Genomic DNA, 17,769 nt, shown 5'->3' on the forward strand with positions numbered 1-17,769 from the left:
TCCTGCTGTTGTGCCGATCATTCAGTTAGATGTGCGCTCCTTCAGCAACGGGGCAACCGGCGTCCACCCGCCTCCCAGTGCCTTATACAGTCCGATGAGATTGGACGTTACCCCTCTTTTGCTCAGGGCCTGCTGATTTTGCAGAGACAGGAGGGCCCGTTGTCCGTTGAGCACATTCTGAAAATCAGTCAGCCCCGAGGTGTATTGATCTTTGGCCATCAGAACGGCGCGCTGGGCTGCCTGCTCGGCCCGCTGGAGCGACTGCTGTCGGAGTTGTTCGTCAGCATAAGCGACAAGTGAATTTTCAACGTCGGCAAGCGCTGTCAGCACCGAAGACTCGTAGGTGAGCAGGGCCTGCTCCTGGATGGCGTTGCGCACTTCAATGTTCTGCCGTATGCGTCCCGCATCGAAGATATTCCAGGCAAAAGAAGGTCCGAGGGCATATGCCCCGCTTCCGCTTTTAAGCAGGGTGTTCAGGGACAGGGACTGAAGGCCGACGACACCGGTCAAGGTCAGCTTAGGATAGAGTTCGGCAGTGGCGACGCCAACTGCAGCCGTCTGGGCGGCGAGCACTCTCTCGGCCCTGCGCACATCAGGCCTGCGACGCATCGCATCGGCCGGCACGCCTACGGCGATCTCCGGAGGCGGAGCCGGGATCTCTTTGCGTTCGGCCAGTTCCTCTTGTAAAAAGCCCGGTTTTTCGCCCAGCAGGACCGCGAGGCGGTTTTTCGCCTGTTCCAGGCCGATCTGTAAAGGTGGAATCTGTGAGCGGGTTTCTTCCAGATTGTACCTGGCCTGTTCAACGTCAAGACTGCTGGTCAGCCCTGTCTGGCTGCGCGTACGGGTCATGGCATATGTCTGTTCCTGGGCGGCTCTGTTGGCCTCCGCGATCGACAACCTGGTCTGGTACGAACGCACTTCCACGTAGTTGAGGGCAACTTCGGCGAGCAGGCTCACCATGACATCATGCAACCCCTCTTCGCTTGCCTGCAGTGCAGCTCCTGCTGCCTCCACCGAGCGGCGAACCCGGCCGAACACATCGAGCTCCCAGGTGGCATCGAAGCCTGCGATGTATAAGTCGCTCTCGATATCGACACCTGTTGCGGCACTGGTGCGAAGTTTCATAGCGGCAGCACCGCTGTTCAGAGTCGGAAAACTCCCTGCTTCGGCAATCCCGCGGCGCGCCCGAGCCTCGCGTACATGCGCCCGGGCCAGACCGAGGTCGAGGTTGCCAGCCACCGCACGGTCGATTAATTTCGTCAGGACAGGATCATTAAAAGTCGACCACCAGGCGGCCAGTGTCCGGGGATCCACACTTTCCCCTTTCAATCCGCCAGACAGCTGGGTGTTCCATTCTTTTGGTGTGGATACCTCGGGCGGCACATAATCAGGACCGACTGCGGCGCAGCCGACAAGCAGGAGCCCGGTGCAGAAACCCAAAAGAGTAAAACTCATTGCTATGCTTCTCATGGTGATCATCCCTTTATTGTGACGTTTCATGCTATATATACGAACTGCACGCAAAATCTTTGACTGATCCCATTATGGCCGGCCGTCAGATTCAACGGGGGCATGAGCGTCCCATACCGGTTTGGGCAACTCTTCGGCAGACAGGGTTTCCTTCTTCAGGAGCTTTGCCGAAGTTTCCTCCAGCAACTGCCTGTTCTGTTCGAGGATTTTCGTCGCCAGCCGGAAGGCCTGGCCTATTTTGTTGCGGACCGCTTCGTCGATTTCACGCGCTGTTTTTTCACTGTATACACGGGACTGGAATTGCGGCATGCCGCTGGTTGCCAGGTATGGGGATTGCTCCTCTGCATAGGTTGCCAGCCCGAGAGTCTCATCCATGCCGTAACGCATGACCATGCTGCGGGCAATATCCGTTGCCTTATCAAGGTCGTTGGCGGCTCCCGTGGATAATTTATTGAACACCAGCATTTCAGCCGCACGCCCTCCCAAGAGCGAAGCCATCTTATGCTCCAGTTCTTCGCAGGTCATCAGGTAACGGTCTTCGGTCGGCCGCTGGATGTTGTATCCCAGCGCCCCGATACCGCGCGGAATAATAGAAACCTTCTGGACCACATCGGTCCCCGGAAGAGCCAGGGTAACCAGGGCATGACCGGTCTCATGGTACGCCACGACCTTGCGTTCATAGGGGTTGAGCAGGCGATTTTTCTTTTCAAGTCCGGCAACTATACGTTCAATGGCCATGGTAAAATCATCCAGGGTCACTTCATCGGCATTGCGCCGGGTGGCAAGGATTGCCGCCTCATTGACCAGATTGGCAAGGTCAGCACCGGTGAAACCGGTGGTCAATGCGGCAATCTGTTCCAGATCCACATTGTTTTCTATCTGGATATGCTGCACATGGACTTTCAGAATGGCTATCCGACCTGGTTTATCGGGCCGATCAACGAGTATCTGCCGGTCAAAACGGCCTGCCCGCAACAGGGCAGGATCGAGGATCTCCGGCCGGTTAGTCGCTGCCAGCAGGACAATCCCCTGTTGCGGATTAAAGCCGTCAAGTTCACTGAGAAGCTGATTGAGCGTCTGTTCTTTTTCATCATGGCCTCCGGAAAGCGGACCGGCACCACGGGCGCGTCCGAGGGCGTCGAGTTCATCGATAAATATAATACAGGGCGCGTTTTTCCTCGCCTGTTCAAACAGATCGCGTACACGCGCCGCCCCGACCCCGACGAACATTTCAACAAACTCCGAACCATTGATAGAGAAAAATGCAACAGCCGCTTCCCCGGCCACCGCGCGGGCGAGCAGCGTCTTGCCGGTACCCGGAGGACCGACCAGCAACACGCCTTTGGGAACACGGGCGCCGATCCGACCGTATTCCCTCGGATTTTTAAGAAAGGCGACAATTTCTTTCAGTTCATCTTTTGCCTCATCGACACCGGCTACTTCATCAAAAGTGACCTTTATATCTTTTTCCAGATAGATTTTCGCCTTGCTCTTGCCAACCGACATAAAACCCGCACCGCCCTGCTGTCCGGCGATCTTCCGCACGAAATACATCCAGATAGCAAAAAATACCACGGTAGGAATGATCCAGGACAGAATGCTGTTGAGAAGTTTATTCTGCGCCTCGCCAGAAAACTGGACATTGTATTGCGAGAGGTCTTTGGCCAGATCCGGCTCGACCCGGACGGTGTAAATTTCCCGGCGGCCGTCGGGCAGAGGCTCCTTGAGTTGCGCGCGAAGGCTGGAATCAGCAACCTTGATATCGGCAATTTTCCCGTCCTGCAGCAGTTGCTGGAACTCGCTGTAGGGTACTTTCTCAATCGGACCTGCTCCGAGCCATTCCTGCAGGATCATAATTCCCAGAAAAACAAAAATGAAATACCATAGGTTGATATGTGCTTCCTTTTCCATATCCTCTCTCCTTTCACGACACCTTAAACAGTCGTGTTGATGCTCTTACGGAACAGGGCCAGGGCGGCCATGAAAAAAACGAAACCAATGGCGATAATCGCCAGAATATTTTGCCAGATCAACTCAAAACCCGCGCCACGATACAGAACGGCCTGGGCGAGACTGACAAAATGCGTTGTCGGAGCCAGCTCCATGATGGCCTGGACGATTTTCGGCATGCTCTCCCGTGGCGTAATTCCGCCGGAGAGCATCTGCAGGGGCAAAATGACCATGATCATCAACAGGCCGAGTTGCGGCATGGAGCGGGCAATGGTGCCAAGAAAAATACCCATGGAGGTGGTGGAAAAAAGATGCAGAGCGGCACCAAAGAGAAAGAGGGCAACGGAACCGGCGACAGGTACAGCCAGTACCCCCTGCACCATTAAATAGAGGGAAAGTGCCGCTGCGGTCAGCACTACCAGCCCCATGGCCCAGATCTTGGACAGCATGATCTCAATCGACGTGAGCGGCATCACCATGAGATGCTCGAGCGTGCCGTGCTCCCGCTCCCGGACAACCGCTGCCCCGGTGAGGATCATCGACAGCATGGTGATGTTGTTTATCACTTCCATAACGCTGCCGAACCAGGCAGAAGTGCGGTTGGGGTTGTACTTCGTGCGAATGGCAAGTCCGATCGGCAGTAGAGATTCCCCTCGGTATCTTTGCACAAATTCGTTAACCTCACCGGTTACGATGTTTTCGATATAGCCGGACCCGATGAAGGCCTGGGTGACCATGGTCGCGTCGACATCAACCTGAAGCGCCGGATGGCGACCCGCCAGCAGGTCTTTCTCGAAATCGGGCGGGATATCAATGGCAAAGATGTATATGCCCCCATCCATGCCGGAATCAACCGCATCCAGGGAAATCAACTCCGGCGGTTTAAAATATGGGCCGTAAAAGGCATTGATGATGCGCCCTGAAAGCTGGGACTGGTCTTCGTCGGTTACGGCGAGAGGCGCGTTGTGTAATTCCATGGATGTGGTTGTTGCAATACTGTAGATGCCCCCGGAAAATGTCCAGACGATTAAGACAATCAACACCGGATCACGAAGGAGGATGCGGAGTTCCTTGATACCAAGGCGGAAGATATTGGCACATTTATCCATGATCATTTTTCCTGTTTCTTCAGAAAGAACAGGCTCAGTATTGTCAGTGCCGGAATAAACCCGGCAAGGGCGAAAAAGTTACGGGAAAGCTCACTGAAGCCGAGTGCTTTGGTAAAGATGCCGCGGCTGATGATTAAAAAATAGGTCGTTGGAAAAAAATTCCCGATCACGGCTCCGATGCCGGCCATCGACGACACGGGATTGGTCATCCCAGAAAAATTCAGCGCAGCCAGCAGCGTGACAATGGCGGTGACGGCGAGGGCCGCGACCTGCGTGCTGGTAAAGGCCGACATCAGCAGGCCAAGACCGGTGGTGACCGTCACATAGAGCAGGGCAGCAATGGTCAGGGCGGCAAAGCTGCCTTTAAGCGGTACCCCGAACACCATGACTGCCAGCGCGACCAGACCGAAAAAGCTGATCATACTCACCCCGATGTAGGGCAGCTGTTTACCGAGAAGAAACTCCAGGCGGGTCACCGGGGTTGCATACAGGTTGGTGATTGAGCCCAGTTCCTTTTCCCTCACCACGCCAAGGGCCATGAGAATCGCCGGGATAAAAAGCAGCAACAGCGGGATTACGGCCGGAACCATGGCGTAAATACTCTTGAAATCCTGGTTATAGCGGTAGCGCACCTCGATATCGGCCCTGGAAAATCTGGGCACGCGGCCGAAGTGGCGCAGCGACAGATCAGCCAGATATGCATAGTGCATCCCCTGCAGATAACCGGTGATGGTCTCGGCCCGAAAGGGCATCGCACCGTCGACCCATGCACCGATTTCGGGGTTGCGGCCGCGCCTGAGGTCTTTGCCGTACCCCGGGGGAATTTCCAGGGCCAGGCTTAATTCGCCGCTGCGCATCCGCCGGTCAAGATCGGTATCGTCGACAATCGGCGATCGTTCAATGAAGTAGCGCGAACCGGCTATGTGCTGAATGTAATCAACACTCTCCGGGGTCTGATCGCGGTCCAGCACGCCAAACGAGATATCCTCTACATCCATAGTGATGCCGTAGCCCATAATGAACATCAGCATAACCGTGCCCAAAAGAGCAAAGGTGAGCAGGACGGGGTCTCGCCGTATCTCCAGCGTCTCGCGGTGGGCATAGCCGAAGAGGCGCAAGAAGCTGAACACACTCCTGGTCCTGCGCCTGGGTGGAAGATCAGCCCTGTCGGCTGGCGGGCTCTGCAGAGTACTCGTTTTTTCGTCCACAACCTCTTCCAGATAGTCGATGAAGGCATCCTGCAGACAAGTCTTCCCCCGGGCCTGTACCAGGGCCGCCGGTGTATCGGAGGCCAGCACTTTGCCGGCATGCATTAGAGAAATGCGGTCACAGCGCTCGGCCTCGTTCATAAAATGGGTGGACACGAAAATGGTAACCTTGTCCCGGCGGGAAAGTTCAATCAACAGGTGCCAGAACTGATCGCGGGCCACCGGATCGACCCCGGAGGTGGGTTCATCGAGGATGAGTATTTCCGGGCCGTGAATCACCGCCACGGCCAGAGAAAGACGCTGACGGATACCGAGCGGCAGGCTGGCGGATATTTCGTATGTATACTCCTGTAGGGTAAAGCGTTCGATCATTTCAGCAATCCGGGCTGCTATCCGATCCTGCGGCAGGTGAAATAGCCGGGCATGCAGTTCCAGGTTCTGCCGGACGGTCAGTTCGGTGTAGAGTGAAAACCCCTGGGACATGAAGCCTACCCGCCGGCGAACCGCAAGGTCATGGGCATCCACCGTGCGGCCAAACAGCAAAGCCGTCCCCTCTGAAGCGGGCAACAGCCCGGTGAGCATCTTCATGGTGGTGGTCTTGCCGCAGCCGTTGGAGCCGAGAAAGCCAAAGATCTCCCCCTGGCCAATCTCGAAATTGACATGGTCGACGGCAATGAAATCTCCGAAGCTGCGGGTCAGTCCTTCCGCCTTGATAGCCGGGGGGCCGTCGGCAGGTGCAGTGCGCGGCGGAACAACCAGGGCTTGATGATCTTTGCGTTTCTCTTCAGGCAACAGGGAAATAAACGCCGCATCCAGGTCGCTGGTGCCGGTCTGCTCCAGTAATTGCCCGGGGCTGCCGGTGGCCAGCACCCGGCCGTCATCCATGGCCACCAACCAGTCAAATCCTTCGGCTTCCTCCATATAGGCGGTGGACACCAGTACGCTCATCCCATTGCGGCGCGCACGAATAGTATCTATCAGCTGCCAGAACTGGCGGCGAGATAGCGGATCGACCCCGGTGGTCGGTTCATCCAGGATAAGCAGGTCAGGGTCATGGATAAGCGCGCAGCACAACCCTAATTTCTGTTTCATGCCCCCGGAAAGCTTGCCGGCTGGACGGTCCCTGAAAGGTGACAGCCCTGTCGCACCAAGCAGTTCGTCGGCGCGGCTCTGCCGTTCGGTACTTTTCTGGCTGAACAGGCGGCCGAAAAATTCGATATTCTCAATTACCGACAAGGTCATGTACAGATTGCGGCCCAGGCCCTGGGGCATGTACGCGATGCGTGGGCACACCAGGGCACGGTGCTGCCTGTCACGCATATTGCCGCGAAGAACCTCGACGGCCCCCTGCTGTATTTTGCGTACCCCGGCAATCAACGCCAGCAGGCTCGATTTCCCCACGCCGTCGGGCCCGATCACCCCTGCCATACAGGCGGCAGGAATCTGCAGATCGATTGCCTCGAGTGCCGTAGTCCGGCCATAGCGATGGCTGAGGTCCGCAACACTCGCTATGCAGACATCCGGCTGTTTCATGGCAGTTTCCTGTGCCGTACATCTTCCGGCCATTGTGCCTGCGGGTCGAGACGTACATAGGCGACACCCGGCACCCCGGTTTTCACCTGTTCGAGATGGCTCATCAGTATTTCTGGCGCAATTTTAACCTTAATGCGAAACATGAGCTTTTCCCGCTCCGTTCTGGTTTCAACCGCCTTGGGGGTAAACTGGGCATTGGGGGCAACAAAGGAAACTTTGGCCGGAACGGCAATATCAGGCAAGGCATCGAACACCAGCCGGGCATCCGCCCCTATGCGCACCCTGCTTGCCTGGGCAGTCGGCAGAAAGATGGTCATATAGACATCGCTCAGATCAAGCACGGTAAGGACCTTGCCCCCGTCCGGCAGGATCTCCCCAGGTTCGACCAGGCGGTAGAGCACCCTGCCCCGGATAGGAGTCGTAATGACACAATCACTGAGGATCGACTCGATTTCTTCCTTTTTGCCAAGAGAAACATTGATCACGGCCTCGGACTGGAGAACCTGCGCCTCGGCTTCAGCGAGCAGTGCCGCGGCTGCTTCCATCGCTGCGCGGTCATGATCGAGCTGTTTTGCGGCAATGGCAAATTTATTCGATTGATAGGTGGCCTGCGAGCGTTCATAGTCCTTTCTGGTGACGACCACTTCGCTCTTTCTTTGCTGTACCAGCGCCTGGGCGTATTTTTTCGCCTGGCGTGCCTGTTCGACGGAGGCCTCGGCCTGCCGGTGCATGGCCTCCAGGGTCTTCGTATCTATGCGAGCCACAACCTGGCCTTCCTGAAGGAAATCACCTTCATGGCAGAGTATTTCGGCAATACGACCCTTGTTCTTCGTTGCTATGTCCACCTCGGTTGCCTCGATCCGGCCGTTACCCGAGGCAATGTCCTCAGGCTGTCCCTCCCCTTTGTTCCAAAGCCACAGCCAGCCGGCCGTCCCGGCAACCGCGACGAAGATAATTACGATAATAAGCCTGTTTTTGAATGTCTTGTCAGCCATGCGATGCTCCACCGGGTTAAGTCTTTGTGCATAAGTTTTACCTGCTTCAGGATTGCAGAAAACATGCCACCTGACAAAACAAGACTGAGACAACGCAATATGAGCTATTTATTTGGAAAAAGAGGAAAGTTGGCTGGTTTTGTACGAAACACTAAGAAAATTTGCAGCCTATCTACAAAAATTTGCAGAATCAGCAAACGTTTTGTTATGTTTGAGATTATCGGTAAAACAGCCCGATAACAGCGTGCCGGCAGGATGCCGGTGGATACAGGCTGAAAACAGTCGGGACTCGGTTCAGGAGCCCCCTGCGGGGTACTGAACCGAGTGACAGGAATTCGGGAGCAGGCACTAATATGGATTACAGCTCAGTGTCGGACAGGACGCTCGTTTTATCACCCTCTCGGCCACACTCCCCAGCCACATTTTTTCAAGGCCTTTTCTGCCATGGGTGCCGATAATTATCAGATCGCCATCTATTTCCTGGGCATAATCGATAATGGCATCAACAACAACCCCCTGACAGACTTTCCCTTCACACCCCGGGCCGGCTGTCTTGGTCTTGTCGACCAGCTGCTGCATCTTCTCTTCAGCCTTTTTAACCATTTCGGTATTAAAGAGCACCATGGAGGGAGGAGGAAAATCATAGTCACCATAAAGATGTGGATTTTCAACCACATTGACAAAATACAGGGTAGCCCCAAAACTTTTGGCAATATACACCGCATATTCCACCAGCTGGTCGGTATGCTGGAGAAAATCTATCGGCACGATTATTTTGTGAATTTTTTTCATCGCAATTCTCTTTAGTGACTTAGAAATACTTCTCCTGAGCTTTTTCAGGAGAAGTATTTCGTGAAGGAACTTATCCCGCAAAGCTTTTGGGCGGGATTACCGAGGTACCGCTAAACATCCATTGTTATTCACAAGTTAAGTATTTCGTGAAGGAACTTATACCCGACACGCGAGTACTGAAAAGAGTCCCGCAAATCCCTTGGGCGGGATTCTCTTTATTAACTCGCCACACCATGTCTCAACGAAACAGCCCTGTCAGCAACTGGCCACTTTGCCTGACCATGGTGCATGTAATATAAATAAAATTATGCAAAATCGGTTCCCACATCCCACTCAGCAGCTCATCCCGACTTCTTTTCTGTACCCCTTCTGTTTTGTCATTTTTTGCATAAAACCTGTCGACATCCCCCCTGCCTTCGTTCTGCTGGAACGCTTTATGCTGGTTATGGTAATTACAGTCGCAGCAGAACACGCACCCGGGACCATAACCAGCAACAGTAGAGGCAGAAATGAAGAATACAACGTCCACTTTTCACGGAGGATGGCCATGCAGCACCCCCGGTGACACCGCACCTGCATAGCACGATCTCCTGGGCAAAAGAGCGCAGGGAAGGTGTCAGGAAATTTGCCAGAGTGTAAAATAATCAGTTTGCAGGAAAAGCCAGCCGCATAAAAATAGAGCAAGTGTCTTCAAAATTGGAGCTGAAACATGGGACAACATAATCTGGATCGTATCATCAGGCCGCAACGGTTAGCGGTCATTGGCGCAAGCGAAAAGTCCGGCACGATTGGTAACGTATTGATGAAAAATCTCATTGACGCCGGTTTTCCGGGATTGGTGCTGCCGGTAAACCCGAAATATCAAGAGATCCTCGGCTGCCGGACTTACAAGTCAGTTTCCGATCTCGACGTCGGCGTGGATCTGGCGATTATCGCAACCCCGATCCAGACCGTACCTGAGATAATCCAGGAGTGCATAAGCAGAAAGGTCGGAGGTGCTATTGTGATTTCCGCCGGCGGGAAAGAAGCTGGTGTATCCGGGAATGAAATTGAACACAAAATCCGCCGGGTAATCGCCCATACGGGGTTTCGGATTATCGGCCCGAACTGTCTTGGGATAATCCAGCCCAGTGGCAGACTCAATGCCACTTTTATTTCCGGGATGCCGCCCCAGGGTAACATGGCTCTTGTTTCGCAGAGCGGTGCCATCTGTTCGTCGATCCTTGACCTGGCCTTCAAGGAACAGATCGGGTTCAGCAATTTTATCAGTATCGGGTCGATGCTCGATGTCGATTTTGGCGATATGATCGATTATCTCGGCAACGACAATTCGGTTAAAAGTATCCTGCTCTACATTGAAAATTTAACAAACTTCCGGAAATTCATGAGTGCGGCGCGCTCCGTATCGCGGGTAAAGCCCATTATCGTGTTAAAGGCAGGACGGAGCAAAGCCGGGGCCAAAGCCGCCGCTTCCCATACCGGGGCCATGGTCGGGGAAGACGCGGTCTATGACGCGGCCTTCAAGCGGGCAGGCATCGTCAGGGTGGACACCATTGAAGAACTTTTTGATTGTGCAGAACTGATGGCCAAACAACCCCGCCCACATGGTCCGCGCCTCGGTATTATCACCAATGGCGGCGGGCCCGGGGTAATGGCCGCCGATTATCTCGCCAGCCTCGGTCATGAACCGGCAGTCCTTGATGCCGAGATCGTCAGCAAACTCGATGCGGTCCTGCCGCCATACTGGAGCCGCAACAACCCCATTGATATTCTCGGCGATGCCTCGGCTGAAAGATTTCGCCAGGTACTGGATATCTGTCTTGACGAACGAACCTTTGACGGAGTGCTGGTCATCCTCGCCCCGCAGGCCATGACCGAGCCCATGACTGTGGCAAAGGCGCTTGTTGCGGCGATGCATGGCCATCAATACCCGATCTTTGCCAGTTGGATGGGCGGAAAAAGTGTGGACCAGGCGGTGGAATTCCTCAACGAATCGGCCATCCCAACCTTTGACACCCCGGAAAGGGCCGTACGCGCCTTCCTGTATATGGTGAGCTTTGCCAGAAATCAGGAGCTGCTTCTGGAGGCACCGCCAAAGGTCAGCCGGGATATGGTATTTGACAATACTACCGCCAAACACATTTTTGCATCCTCAACAGCAAAGGGTTTTCTGCCGGAATCAAAAGTATGGCAGCTTCTTGCCGCCTATGGTCTTCCAGTGGTTCAGACGGTTGTTGCAACAAGTGAAGAACAGGCCTCTCAGGTGAGCAGCGATATCGGATACCCGGTTGTATTAAAACTCTTTTCTCCGGATATCACCCATAAAACCGATGCCGGCGGCGTACATCTTGACCTTCGGTCTGATCTCGATGTTCGCAAGGCGTATCAACTGACCATGTCGTCTGCGCGGCAATATCGACCTGAAGCCCGGATCGAAGGTGTGACAATTCAGCCCTATCTGGCCAATCCTGATTTTGAAATTCTGCTCGGGGCGAAACGGGATCCTGATTTCGGTCCGGTGATTCTTTTCGGGATGGGGGGAATATTTACCGAGATTCTGCAGGACAAAGCGCTCGGACTGCCGCCGATGAATAGACTGCTGGCCCAACGTCTGATCCAGGAAACCAGGGCCTATAAGCTGCTGCAGGGATTTAGAAACCATCCTCCGGCAGATTTCGAGAAACTCGAGGAAATTATCATCTGCCTCTCCCAGCTGCTCATCGACTTCCCGCAGATTTCCGAACTCGATATGAATCCGATCATGATCAAGAATGGCAAACCAACCGTCGCCGATGCCCGTCTGCTGGTTTCCCCGATTGATGTTATATCTCCGCTCCACCTTGTTATCAGCCCGTATCCCGGTGAAAAAATATTTCGCATGACGACGGAGAGCGGCCTGCATCTTGTAATTAGACCGGTAAAACCGGAAGATGCACCGCTTTTCACGAATCTGTTTGAGGTTTTATCACCAACAAGCATCTATTATCGATTTTTCGGAGCGTTGCGGATGCTGCAGCCGGCGATGCTGTCCCGTTTCACCCAGATCGATTATGACCGGGAAATTGCCTATGTGGCTCTCGATGAAGACTCTGAAACCGAACTCATGCTCGGGGTGGCCAGGATTATCGGAGACCCAGACGGTACAACAGGAGAGATCGCAGTTCTGGTGGGCGACCCCTGGCAGGGCAAGGGGATCGGTGCCAGCCTGATGCGGCAATGTCTGCTGGTCGCACAGCAACGGGGTTTTGCCCATATTCACGGCATTGTCATGAAAGAAAACACGCAGATGCTGGCCCTGGCGAAAAAACTGGGATTTGCGATAAGCACGGGAAAAAATGGGAGTGAGTATGAAATCGAAATCAACTTCAATTCCCCGGACATGATCGAAGGGCTTACTGCTTTTTAGTACCTTACTTCAGACAGCCTGTTACAAAAAAAACCACCGGCAACGCTGCAATGTTGCTGGTGGTTTTTTAGTACCTTGCCCTCTGCAAGGGGTACTCTACTGAGTCCCGCTTATGTCATGTTTACCGGGGTTAATATAACAAAGAAAATCGTCAATTTACTGTTGCAGAACGGTCACGTCGGACAAATTCCTGCGCGCTGTTACGATTCCAGCGTTATTTCATTTTAACAACAGCTTTCAAGGCACCATTAACTTCCTGGCAGGTTGCTGCAACTTTTTTGCCTTTTTTGTGCATGGTCACTGCATCACCGACAGCTTTACCTGCACAGGCAGAGACAGCGGTGTCTTTATGAGCAGCGGTTTTGGTGGCAGCAAAGCTGGCTACGGGGATCATAAAAAGACATGCGGTAAGTACGATAGCTTTTTTAACGGATAACGATTTCATGACGGCTCCTTATTTTTTAAATAGCTGAGAGAGGTACATCCAATCTCATGATACGAAGATACAAAATGAGTATGGAGCAATTATGGAGTAATTATGGAAAAACAGCCTGTGCCGGAAAAAATATGATGCTGTTTCGAAAGAGGCGTATTACTTCTTTGGGCACACGGAGTCTCACGTGTCAAAGAACTCGTGCCCCTCAGGTGCATGCCAGAGTCACCGCCCGCTTACATCTTGTTTGCCGGGCTTGGAATCCAATAACGAGACCTCCTTGCAGGAGTTTGGCAAAATATGAAAAAGAGGATGCTGCAGCGCCTGTTTATCGCAATTCTCACCGCTGCCGTTCTGGCGGTCATCTGTATGTTTTTTGTCATGAGATGGAGTTTCAGCCGGGGGCTTCTCGACTACGTCAATAATACGGAGCAGGAGCGCATTTCCAAGGCGCTTGTTCAAGCCTATGAAGAACGGGGCAACTGGGACTTTCTCGAGGATGACCCTGCCCTGTGGCCGGAAAGCCTGAAGCAGATAATGTTGATCAGCAAGGAAGAGCCGCGACTGCTCCTGCTCGATGACAAGCTTGAACCGCTTTATGGCAATATCGGCACGAAAAAAAATGACAAACTCTCCCCCATTAAGAATAACGGGAGAATTGTCAGCTACCTGCTCGTCCCCCCGCAAAAAAAACTCTCAACGCCTTATCAGTTGAGTTTTATAAAACAGCAGGAACTGGCAATGCTCATTATCGTCGCAACCATCCTGTTGCTGTCGATATTCATTTCCGTCATTGTCGCCCGCAGGCTGGTCCGGCCGATCAATACCCTGACCAAAGGTATCCATCAGCTGTCCACCGGCGATTATACCGTCCGGGTACCGGTCACCTCCACTGATGAACTGGGTCGATTAGCCGGTGATTTCAATGCCCTCGCCCTGGCCCTTGAACATAATGAGGAAAGCCGGCAGCAGTGGGTGGCGGATATTTCCCATGAATTACGGACGCCGCTGACAATTCTGCGGGGAGAGATCGAGGCCATCCAGGACGGCATCCGCCCAGCCGACGCCAAGGCTCTTGATTCCCTGCATTCGGAGATTATGCGCCTGGGCCGCCTGGTTGACGATCTCTATCAGCTTTCACTCTTTGATGTCGGTGCCCTTACGTATCGTAAGGACGGTATTGACCCGATAAGTATTCTCCGCCAGGTCATGCTCCTGTTTCAAGACGAATTCAAGCGCAAGAATATAGTGATGACAGCGTTTTTCCCCGAATCTCTCAATCCTCCCCTGATCTTTGGCGATGCGGAACGCCTCGAACAGCTCTTCACCAACCTGTTCGAAAACAGTCTGAAATACACTGACTCTGGAGGGGAAATGCAAATACATTGCAGGTACGGCGAGGGGCGACTGTACATAGCCATTCAGGACAGCCCACCCGGCGTACCGTTGCCGGAACACGAAAAGCTGTTTGATCGCCTCTACCGGGTAGAAGCCTCGCGCAACCGGGGAACCGGCGGGATGGGTCTCGGTTTGACCATCTGCCAGAACATCATCAAAGCCCATGAAGGAACTATTGCAGCCTGCCCTTCCCCCCTGGGTGGTCTGCAGATAAACATTTCTCTTCCGCTTATCGAGGAGCTGCAATGACCGCCACTATTCTTATCGTTGAAGACGAAGAAAAGCTCGCCCTCCTGCTCAGCGAATATCTGGGACAGGCCGGATTTTCCTCATTTTGTCTGCATAATGGACTGGAAGCAATTTCCTGGATAAAAGAGCACAAGCCGGACCTGATCATCCTTGACTTAATGCTTCCGGGCCGGGATGGTCTTGAAATATGTAAGGAAATTCGAAGCTTTTCCAATGTGCCCGTTATAATGATAACCGCCCGCGTGCAGGAAATCGATCGGGTGGTGGGCCTGGAAATCGGCGCCGATGACTACGTCTGCAAACCGTACAGCCCGCGCGAAGTCGTCGCGCGGGTGAAAGCTGTGCTTCGGCGAATGCAAACTCCGGAACAGGGGTCCGGAAAAGGTCTGGAATTAAATGAACTCTGTTATAAAGCGACCTATAATCAGCGCGACCTTGGCTTAACCGTGGTGGAGTTTAAACTGTTGAGCATTCTCAAAAACAATTCAGGACGGATCTTTTCTCGCGATCAGCTGATGGAGAAAATTTATCCCGACCGTCGCATTGTCAGCGATCGAACCATCGATTCCCATATTAAAAATCTCCGTAAAAAAATCGCCCTCCTTGCCGAAGATCGTGAGCTGGTACGTTCCATTTATGGCATAGGGTATCAATATGAAAACTGAGATGCTTCAACCGGCAACAGGATGAGCTGCCCCTTCTTGTTTCCGGGACAGGTTTTGCCTGCACACGCATAATCACCCACCTGACGTGTTGACTGATACCATATAAATGTAACAGCAGTTTGCAAATATCCTCGAGTAATGGTACAAGAGCAGAGAATAACTACCCATTACTCATTCATTTTTCCCCAGCAACAGTTGATACCTTATGTTTTCACATCTCACCCCGTCAAGACAGCTCCTCAAATTTCCTTTTAAAAAAGTTTTCGGTTGCTGTCTCATGCTGCTGCTGACCGTTGCCGACAATGGCTATAGCCGTCCGACCGATGCCGAGCTGTCGAAGGCAATATCCAGCCATCTGTTATGTTTTCCCCTGGCAACGATGGAGCCCGACAAGAACCTCCCTACTTTCACCACCCAGAATCTCTGTCTGACGGAAATTTACAACAAAACCGGGGTAGAGCCGCTCTGGGTAAGCACTGAAGGTCCCACTGAAAAAGCACAAACAATCCTCAATTACCTGACAAATGCCTACCAGCATGGACTCAACCCTCAGGAATATAAGGTGGATCGCCTGGGAGAACTCTGGCCGGCCGAAGATGCCGAGAAACTCGCAGAACTGGATACCGCCCTCACCTACAATCTGGTCAAATACATTCACGATATCAGTTACGGCCAGCTGAAACCATTGGCATCAGACCCTGAGCTGTTCGCCGAAGCAGGAGAAAAAACCTTCAACCCTGTTTTGGCCATGAAGCATGTACTTTCCACCGGCAATCTCAATGACTTCCTCGCCAGCCTGCCGCCCCAGCATCATCAATACCGAGGCCTCAAAGCAGGTCTCGCTCACTATCGGAAAATCGCTGAAAATGGCGGCTGGACAACTGTCCCGGGTGGTCCAAGCCTGCGCCCGGGAGATATTGACCCGCGCATCAGCGCTGTAAGAAAAAGACTGCAGGTAACAGACCCCTTATTGGGGCCCGCCCAAGGAAGTGCCGCCACCGTCTTCGACCCAATGCTGAAAGAGGCTGTTCTGGCATTTCAACGGCAAAACGGTCTCACCCCTGACGGAATAATAGGTAAAAATACCATCAGTGCCCTGAATATATCCGTTGCTGAAAATATTGCCACGATTCGGATTAATATGGCCCGCTGGCGTTGGCAGGCTCATGATCTGGGGAAAAGATACGTTCTGGCGAATATTGCCAGTTTCAATTTAAAAGCCTTTGAGGACGACGAAATTGTTCTGGACATGCCGGTCATTGTTGGCCAGGAACAGCACCAGACGCCTGTTTTCAGTGGGAAAATTAAATATATCGATGTGAACCCCTTCTGGAATATCCCCCCAAGTATTGCCCAAAAGGAGGAATTGCCGGCGCTGCGCAAAAACAGCAATTACCTGGTGAACCGTCATGTCCGTCTCTTTTCCAGCTGGCGCCCGGACGCCGCAGAACTTGACTCCAGGGCAATCGACTGGCATACTGTTACCCAAGACAAGATGGCCGGGTATAAACTGCGGCAGGACCCCGGCCCCTGGAATGCCCTTGGAAAAATAAAATTTGTTTTTCCAAATACGTATTCCGTCTATATGCATGACACTCCGGCACATAATCTTTTTGATCGTACCAAAAGAGACTTCAGCCACGGCTGTATCCGGGTGAGTAACGGGCTCAATCTGGCCCTTTTTCTCCTGAAGGATCAAGCGGAAGCCTGGCCTGTGGAAAAGTTTAAGGAGATCTATAATCAACTGGATCGCAAAGTGATTCAGTTACCTGTCCCCGTACCCGTCCACATCACCTATCTGACGACATGGGTTGACAAAAATGGCACGATATTATTTAACCGGGATATTTATGCAAGAGATGCCAAGCTGTACAGCACCCTCTTGAAGTAAGTATTCCACGAACAATAATAAACTACTTAATTAAGGCGCATTACTGAACAGAAAAACAACCATTCTATGAATCGACGCACATTCCTTCTTAGAGCGGCACAACTGGCAGTCGGCTTGAGTCTGACAGAGCCACTTGACCTGCTGGCCCGAACCTTCCCCAATAATATAATCTCTTTTTTTCATACCCATACCGAAGAAAGGTTCGATTTGCGTTTTGATGGCCGGTTTTGCCCTCGATCCACCAAGATAAAGCTTTTCTCCTTTCTTCGTGATTTCCGCACTGGAGATGTACACCCAATCGATCTGGGACTTATGAAAATTCTTCTCAAGATCCAGAAAGAAACCGGCAGCAAGGGGGTGTGTGAGGTGATTTCCGGATACCGGTCGCCAAAGACCAATGCATCCTTACGGAGCAGAAGCAGCGGTGTCGCAAGGAACAGTCTGCATCTACAGGGGAAAGCCATTGATATCCGGCTCTCAGACGTACCCACGAAAGAACTGCGCGATGCGGCAATATCGCTTAAGGCTGGAGGGGTCGGGTATTACGCGAAGTCGGATTTCGTCCACATCGATACCGGTGATTTTCGCACCTGGTAATGGAGCATCCCGGTTCCGACAGAAGTACACCGCCGGAACCGTCTCTTTGGGGGTATAATTGCTGGTTCCCATG

At 52.9% G+C, this 17,769-nt stretch carries 12 protein-coding genes; 5 read left to right on the forward strand and 7 right to left on the reverse strand.

Annotated features, from left to right (window positions below):
• Positions 1–21: 21 nt before the first annotated feature.
• From FCL47_RS04825 to FCL47_RS04850, 6 genes are all read right to left on the reverse strand, one after another.
• Positions 22–1,470: an efflux transporter outer membrane subunit gene (locus FCL47_RS04825; protein ID WP_136812347.1), complete on the reverse strand. Its 1,449-nt coding sequence runs from the start codon at positions 1,468–1,470 to the stop codon at positions 22–24.
• 72 nt (positions 1,471–1,542) lie between these two features.
• A complete protein-coding gene (gene ftsH, locus FCL47_RS04830) occupies positions 1,543–3,381 on the reverse strand; it encodes an ATP-dependent zinc metalloprotease FtsH (protein WP_136812348.1) in 1,839 nt (612 codons plus the stop codon).
• Positions 3,382–3,404: 23 nt separating this feature from the next.
• The gene (locus FCL47_RS04835; protein WP_136812349.1) at positions 3,405–4,529 is read right to left on the reverse strand and encodes an ABC transporter permease; all 1,125 of its coding nucleotides are present in this window, start codon (positions 4,527–4,529) and stop codon (positions 3,405–3,407) included.
• A gap of 2 nt (positions 4,530–4,531) precedes the next feature.
• Positions 4,532–7,270: a ribosome-associated ATPase/putative transporter RbbA gene (gene rbbA, locus FCL47_RS04840; protein ID WP_136812350.1), complete on the reverse strand. Its 2,739-nt coding sequence runs from the start codon at positions 7,268–7,270 to the stop codon at positions 4,532–4,534.
• Positions 7,267–8,265, reverse strand: a complete 999-nt coding sequence (locus FCL47_RS04845) for an HlyD family secretion protein (RefSeq protein WP_136812351.1) — start codon at positions 8,263–8,265, stop codon at positions 7,267–7,269. The genes rbbA and FCL47_RS04845 overlap by 4 nt, the downstream gene beginning before the upstream one ends.
• Positions 8,266–8,613: 348 nt before the next feature.
• Positions 8,614–9,057: a universal stress protein gene (locus FCL47_RS04850; protein ID WP_136812352.1), complete on the reverse strand. Its 444-nt coding sequence runs from the start codon at positions 9,055–9,057 to the stop codon at positions 8,614–8,616.
• 709 nt (positions 9,058–9,766) lie between these two features.
• Here FCL47_RS04850 and FCL47_RS04855 point away from each other — a divergent pair.
• On the forward strand, positions 9,767–12,463 hold the full coding sequence (locus FCL47_RS04855) for a bifunctional acetate--CoA ligase family protein/GNAT family N-acetyltransferase (protein WP_136812353.1): 2,697 nt from the start codon (positions 9,767–9,769) through the stop codon (positions 12,461–12,463).
• 214 nt (positions 12,464–12,677) lie between these two features.
• Here the strand turns inward: FCL47_RS04855 and FCL47_RS04860 are convergent, their stop codons facing one another.
• Complete coding sequence (locus tag FCL47_RS04860) at positions 12,678–12,908, reverse strand: hypothetical protein (protein ID WP_136812354.1); 231 nt, start codon at positions 12,906–12,908, stop codon at positions 12,678–12,680.
• Between the two features lie 288 nt (positions 12,909–13,196).
• Here FCL47_RS04860 and FCL47_RS04865 point away from each other — a divergent pair, with 288 nt between their 5' ends.
• From FCL47_RS04865 to FCL47_RS04880, 4 genes are all read left to right on the forward strand, one after another.
• Positions 13,197–14,543, forward strand: a complete 1,347-nt coding sequence (locus FCL47_RS04865; protein ID WP_136812355.1) for an ATP-binding protein — start codon at positions 13,197–13,199, stop codon at positions 14,541–14,543.
• Positions 14,540–15,208 (forward strand): response regulator, encoded by a 669-nt coding sequence (locus tag FCL47_RS04870; RefSeq protein WP_136812356.1) that lies wholly within the window; start codon positions 14,540–14,542, stop codon positions 15,206–15,208. The genes FCL47_RS04865 and FCL47_RS04870 overlap by 4 nt, the downstream gene beginning before the upstream one ends.
• A gap of 205 nt (positions 15,209–15,413) precedes the next feature.
• Positions 15,414–17,099, forward strand: coding sequence for a murein L,D-transpeptidase (locus FCL47_RS04875; RefSeq protein ID WP_136812357.1), 1,686 nt, complete (start codon positions 15,414–15,416; stop codon positions 17,097–17,099).
• A gap of 66 nt (positions 17,100–17,165) precedes the next feature.
• Positions 17,166–17,696: a DUF882 domain-containing protein gene (locus FCL47_RS04880; protein WP_167496367.1), complete on the forward strand. Its 531-nt coding sequence runs from the start codon at positions 17,166–17,168 to the stop codon at positions 17,694–17,696.
• Positions 17,697–17,769: the final 73 nt, after the last annotated feature.

It is taken from the genome of Desulfopila sp. IMCC35006, from assembly GCF_005116645.1.
Lineage (GTDB): Bacteria > Desulfobacterota > Desulfobulbia > Desulfobulbales > Desulfocapsaceae > Desulforhopalus_A.

Excerpts from the sequence above, each read along its gene's own strand:
- FCL47_RS04825 (WP_136812347.1), bottom strand. The coding sequence starts at position 1,470 with ATGAGAAGCATAGCAATGAGTTTTACTCTTTTGGGTTTCTGCACCGGG.
- ftsH (WP_136812348.1), bottom strand. The coding sequence starts at position 3,381 with ATGGAAAAGGAAGCACATATCAACCTATGGTATTTCATTTTTGTTTTT.
- FCL47_RS04835 (WP_136812349.1), bottom strand. The coding sequence starts at position 4,529 with ATGGATAAATGTGCCAATATCTTCCGCCTTGGTATCAAGGAACTCCGC.
- rbbA (WP_136812350.1), bottom strand. The coding sequence starts at position 7,270 with ATGAAACAGCCGGATGTCTGCATAGCGAGTGTTGCGGACCTCAGCCAT.
- FCL47_RS04845 (WP_136812351.1), bottom strand. The coding sequence starts at position 8,265 with ATGGCTGACAAGACATTCAAAAACAGGCTTATTATCGTAATTATCTTC.
- FCL47_RS04850 (WP_136812352.1), bottom strand. The coding sequence starts at position 9,057 with ATGAAAAAAATTCACAAAATAATCGTGCCGATAGATTTTCTCCAGCAT.
- FCL47_RS04855 (WP_136812353.1), top strand. The coding sequence starts at position 9,767 with ATGGGACAACATAATCTGGATCGTATCATCAGGCCGCAACGGTTAGCG.
- FCL47_RS04860 (WP_136812354.1), bottom strand. The coding sequence starts at position 12,908 with ATGAAATCGTTATCCGTTAAAAAAGCTATCGTACTTACCGCATGTCTT.
- FCL47_RS04865 (WP_136812355.1), top strand. The coding sequence starts at position 13,197 with ATGAAAAAGAGGATGCTGCAGCGCCTGTTTATCGCAATTCTCACCGCT.
- FCL47_RS04870 (WP_136812356.1), top strand. The coding sequence starts at position 14,540 with ATGACCGCCACTATTCTTATCGTTGAAGACGAAGAAAAGCTCGCCCTC.
- FCL47_RS04875 (WP_136812357.1), top strand. The coding sequence starts at position 15,414 with ATGTTTTCACATCTCACCCCGTCAAGACAGCTCCTCAAATTTCCTTTT.
- FCL47_RS04880 (WP_167496367.1), top strand. The coding sequence starts at position 17,166 with ATGAATCGACGCACATTCCTTCTTAGAGCGGCACAACTGGCAGTCGGC.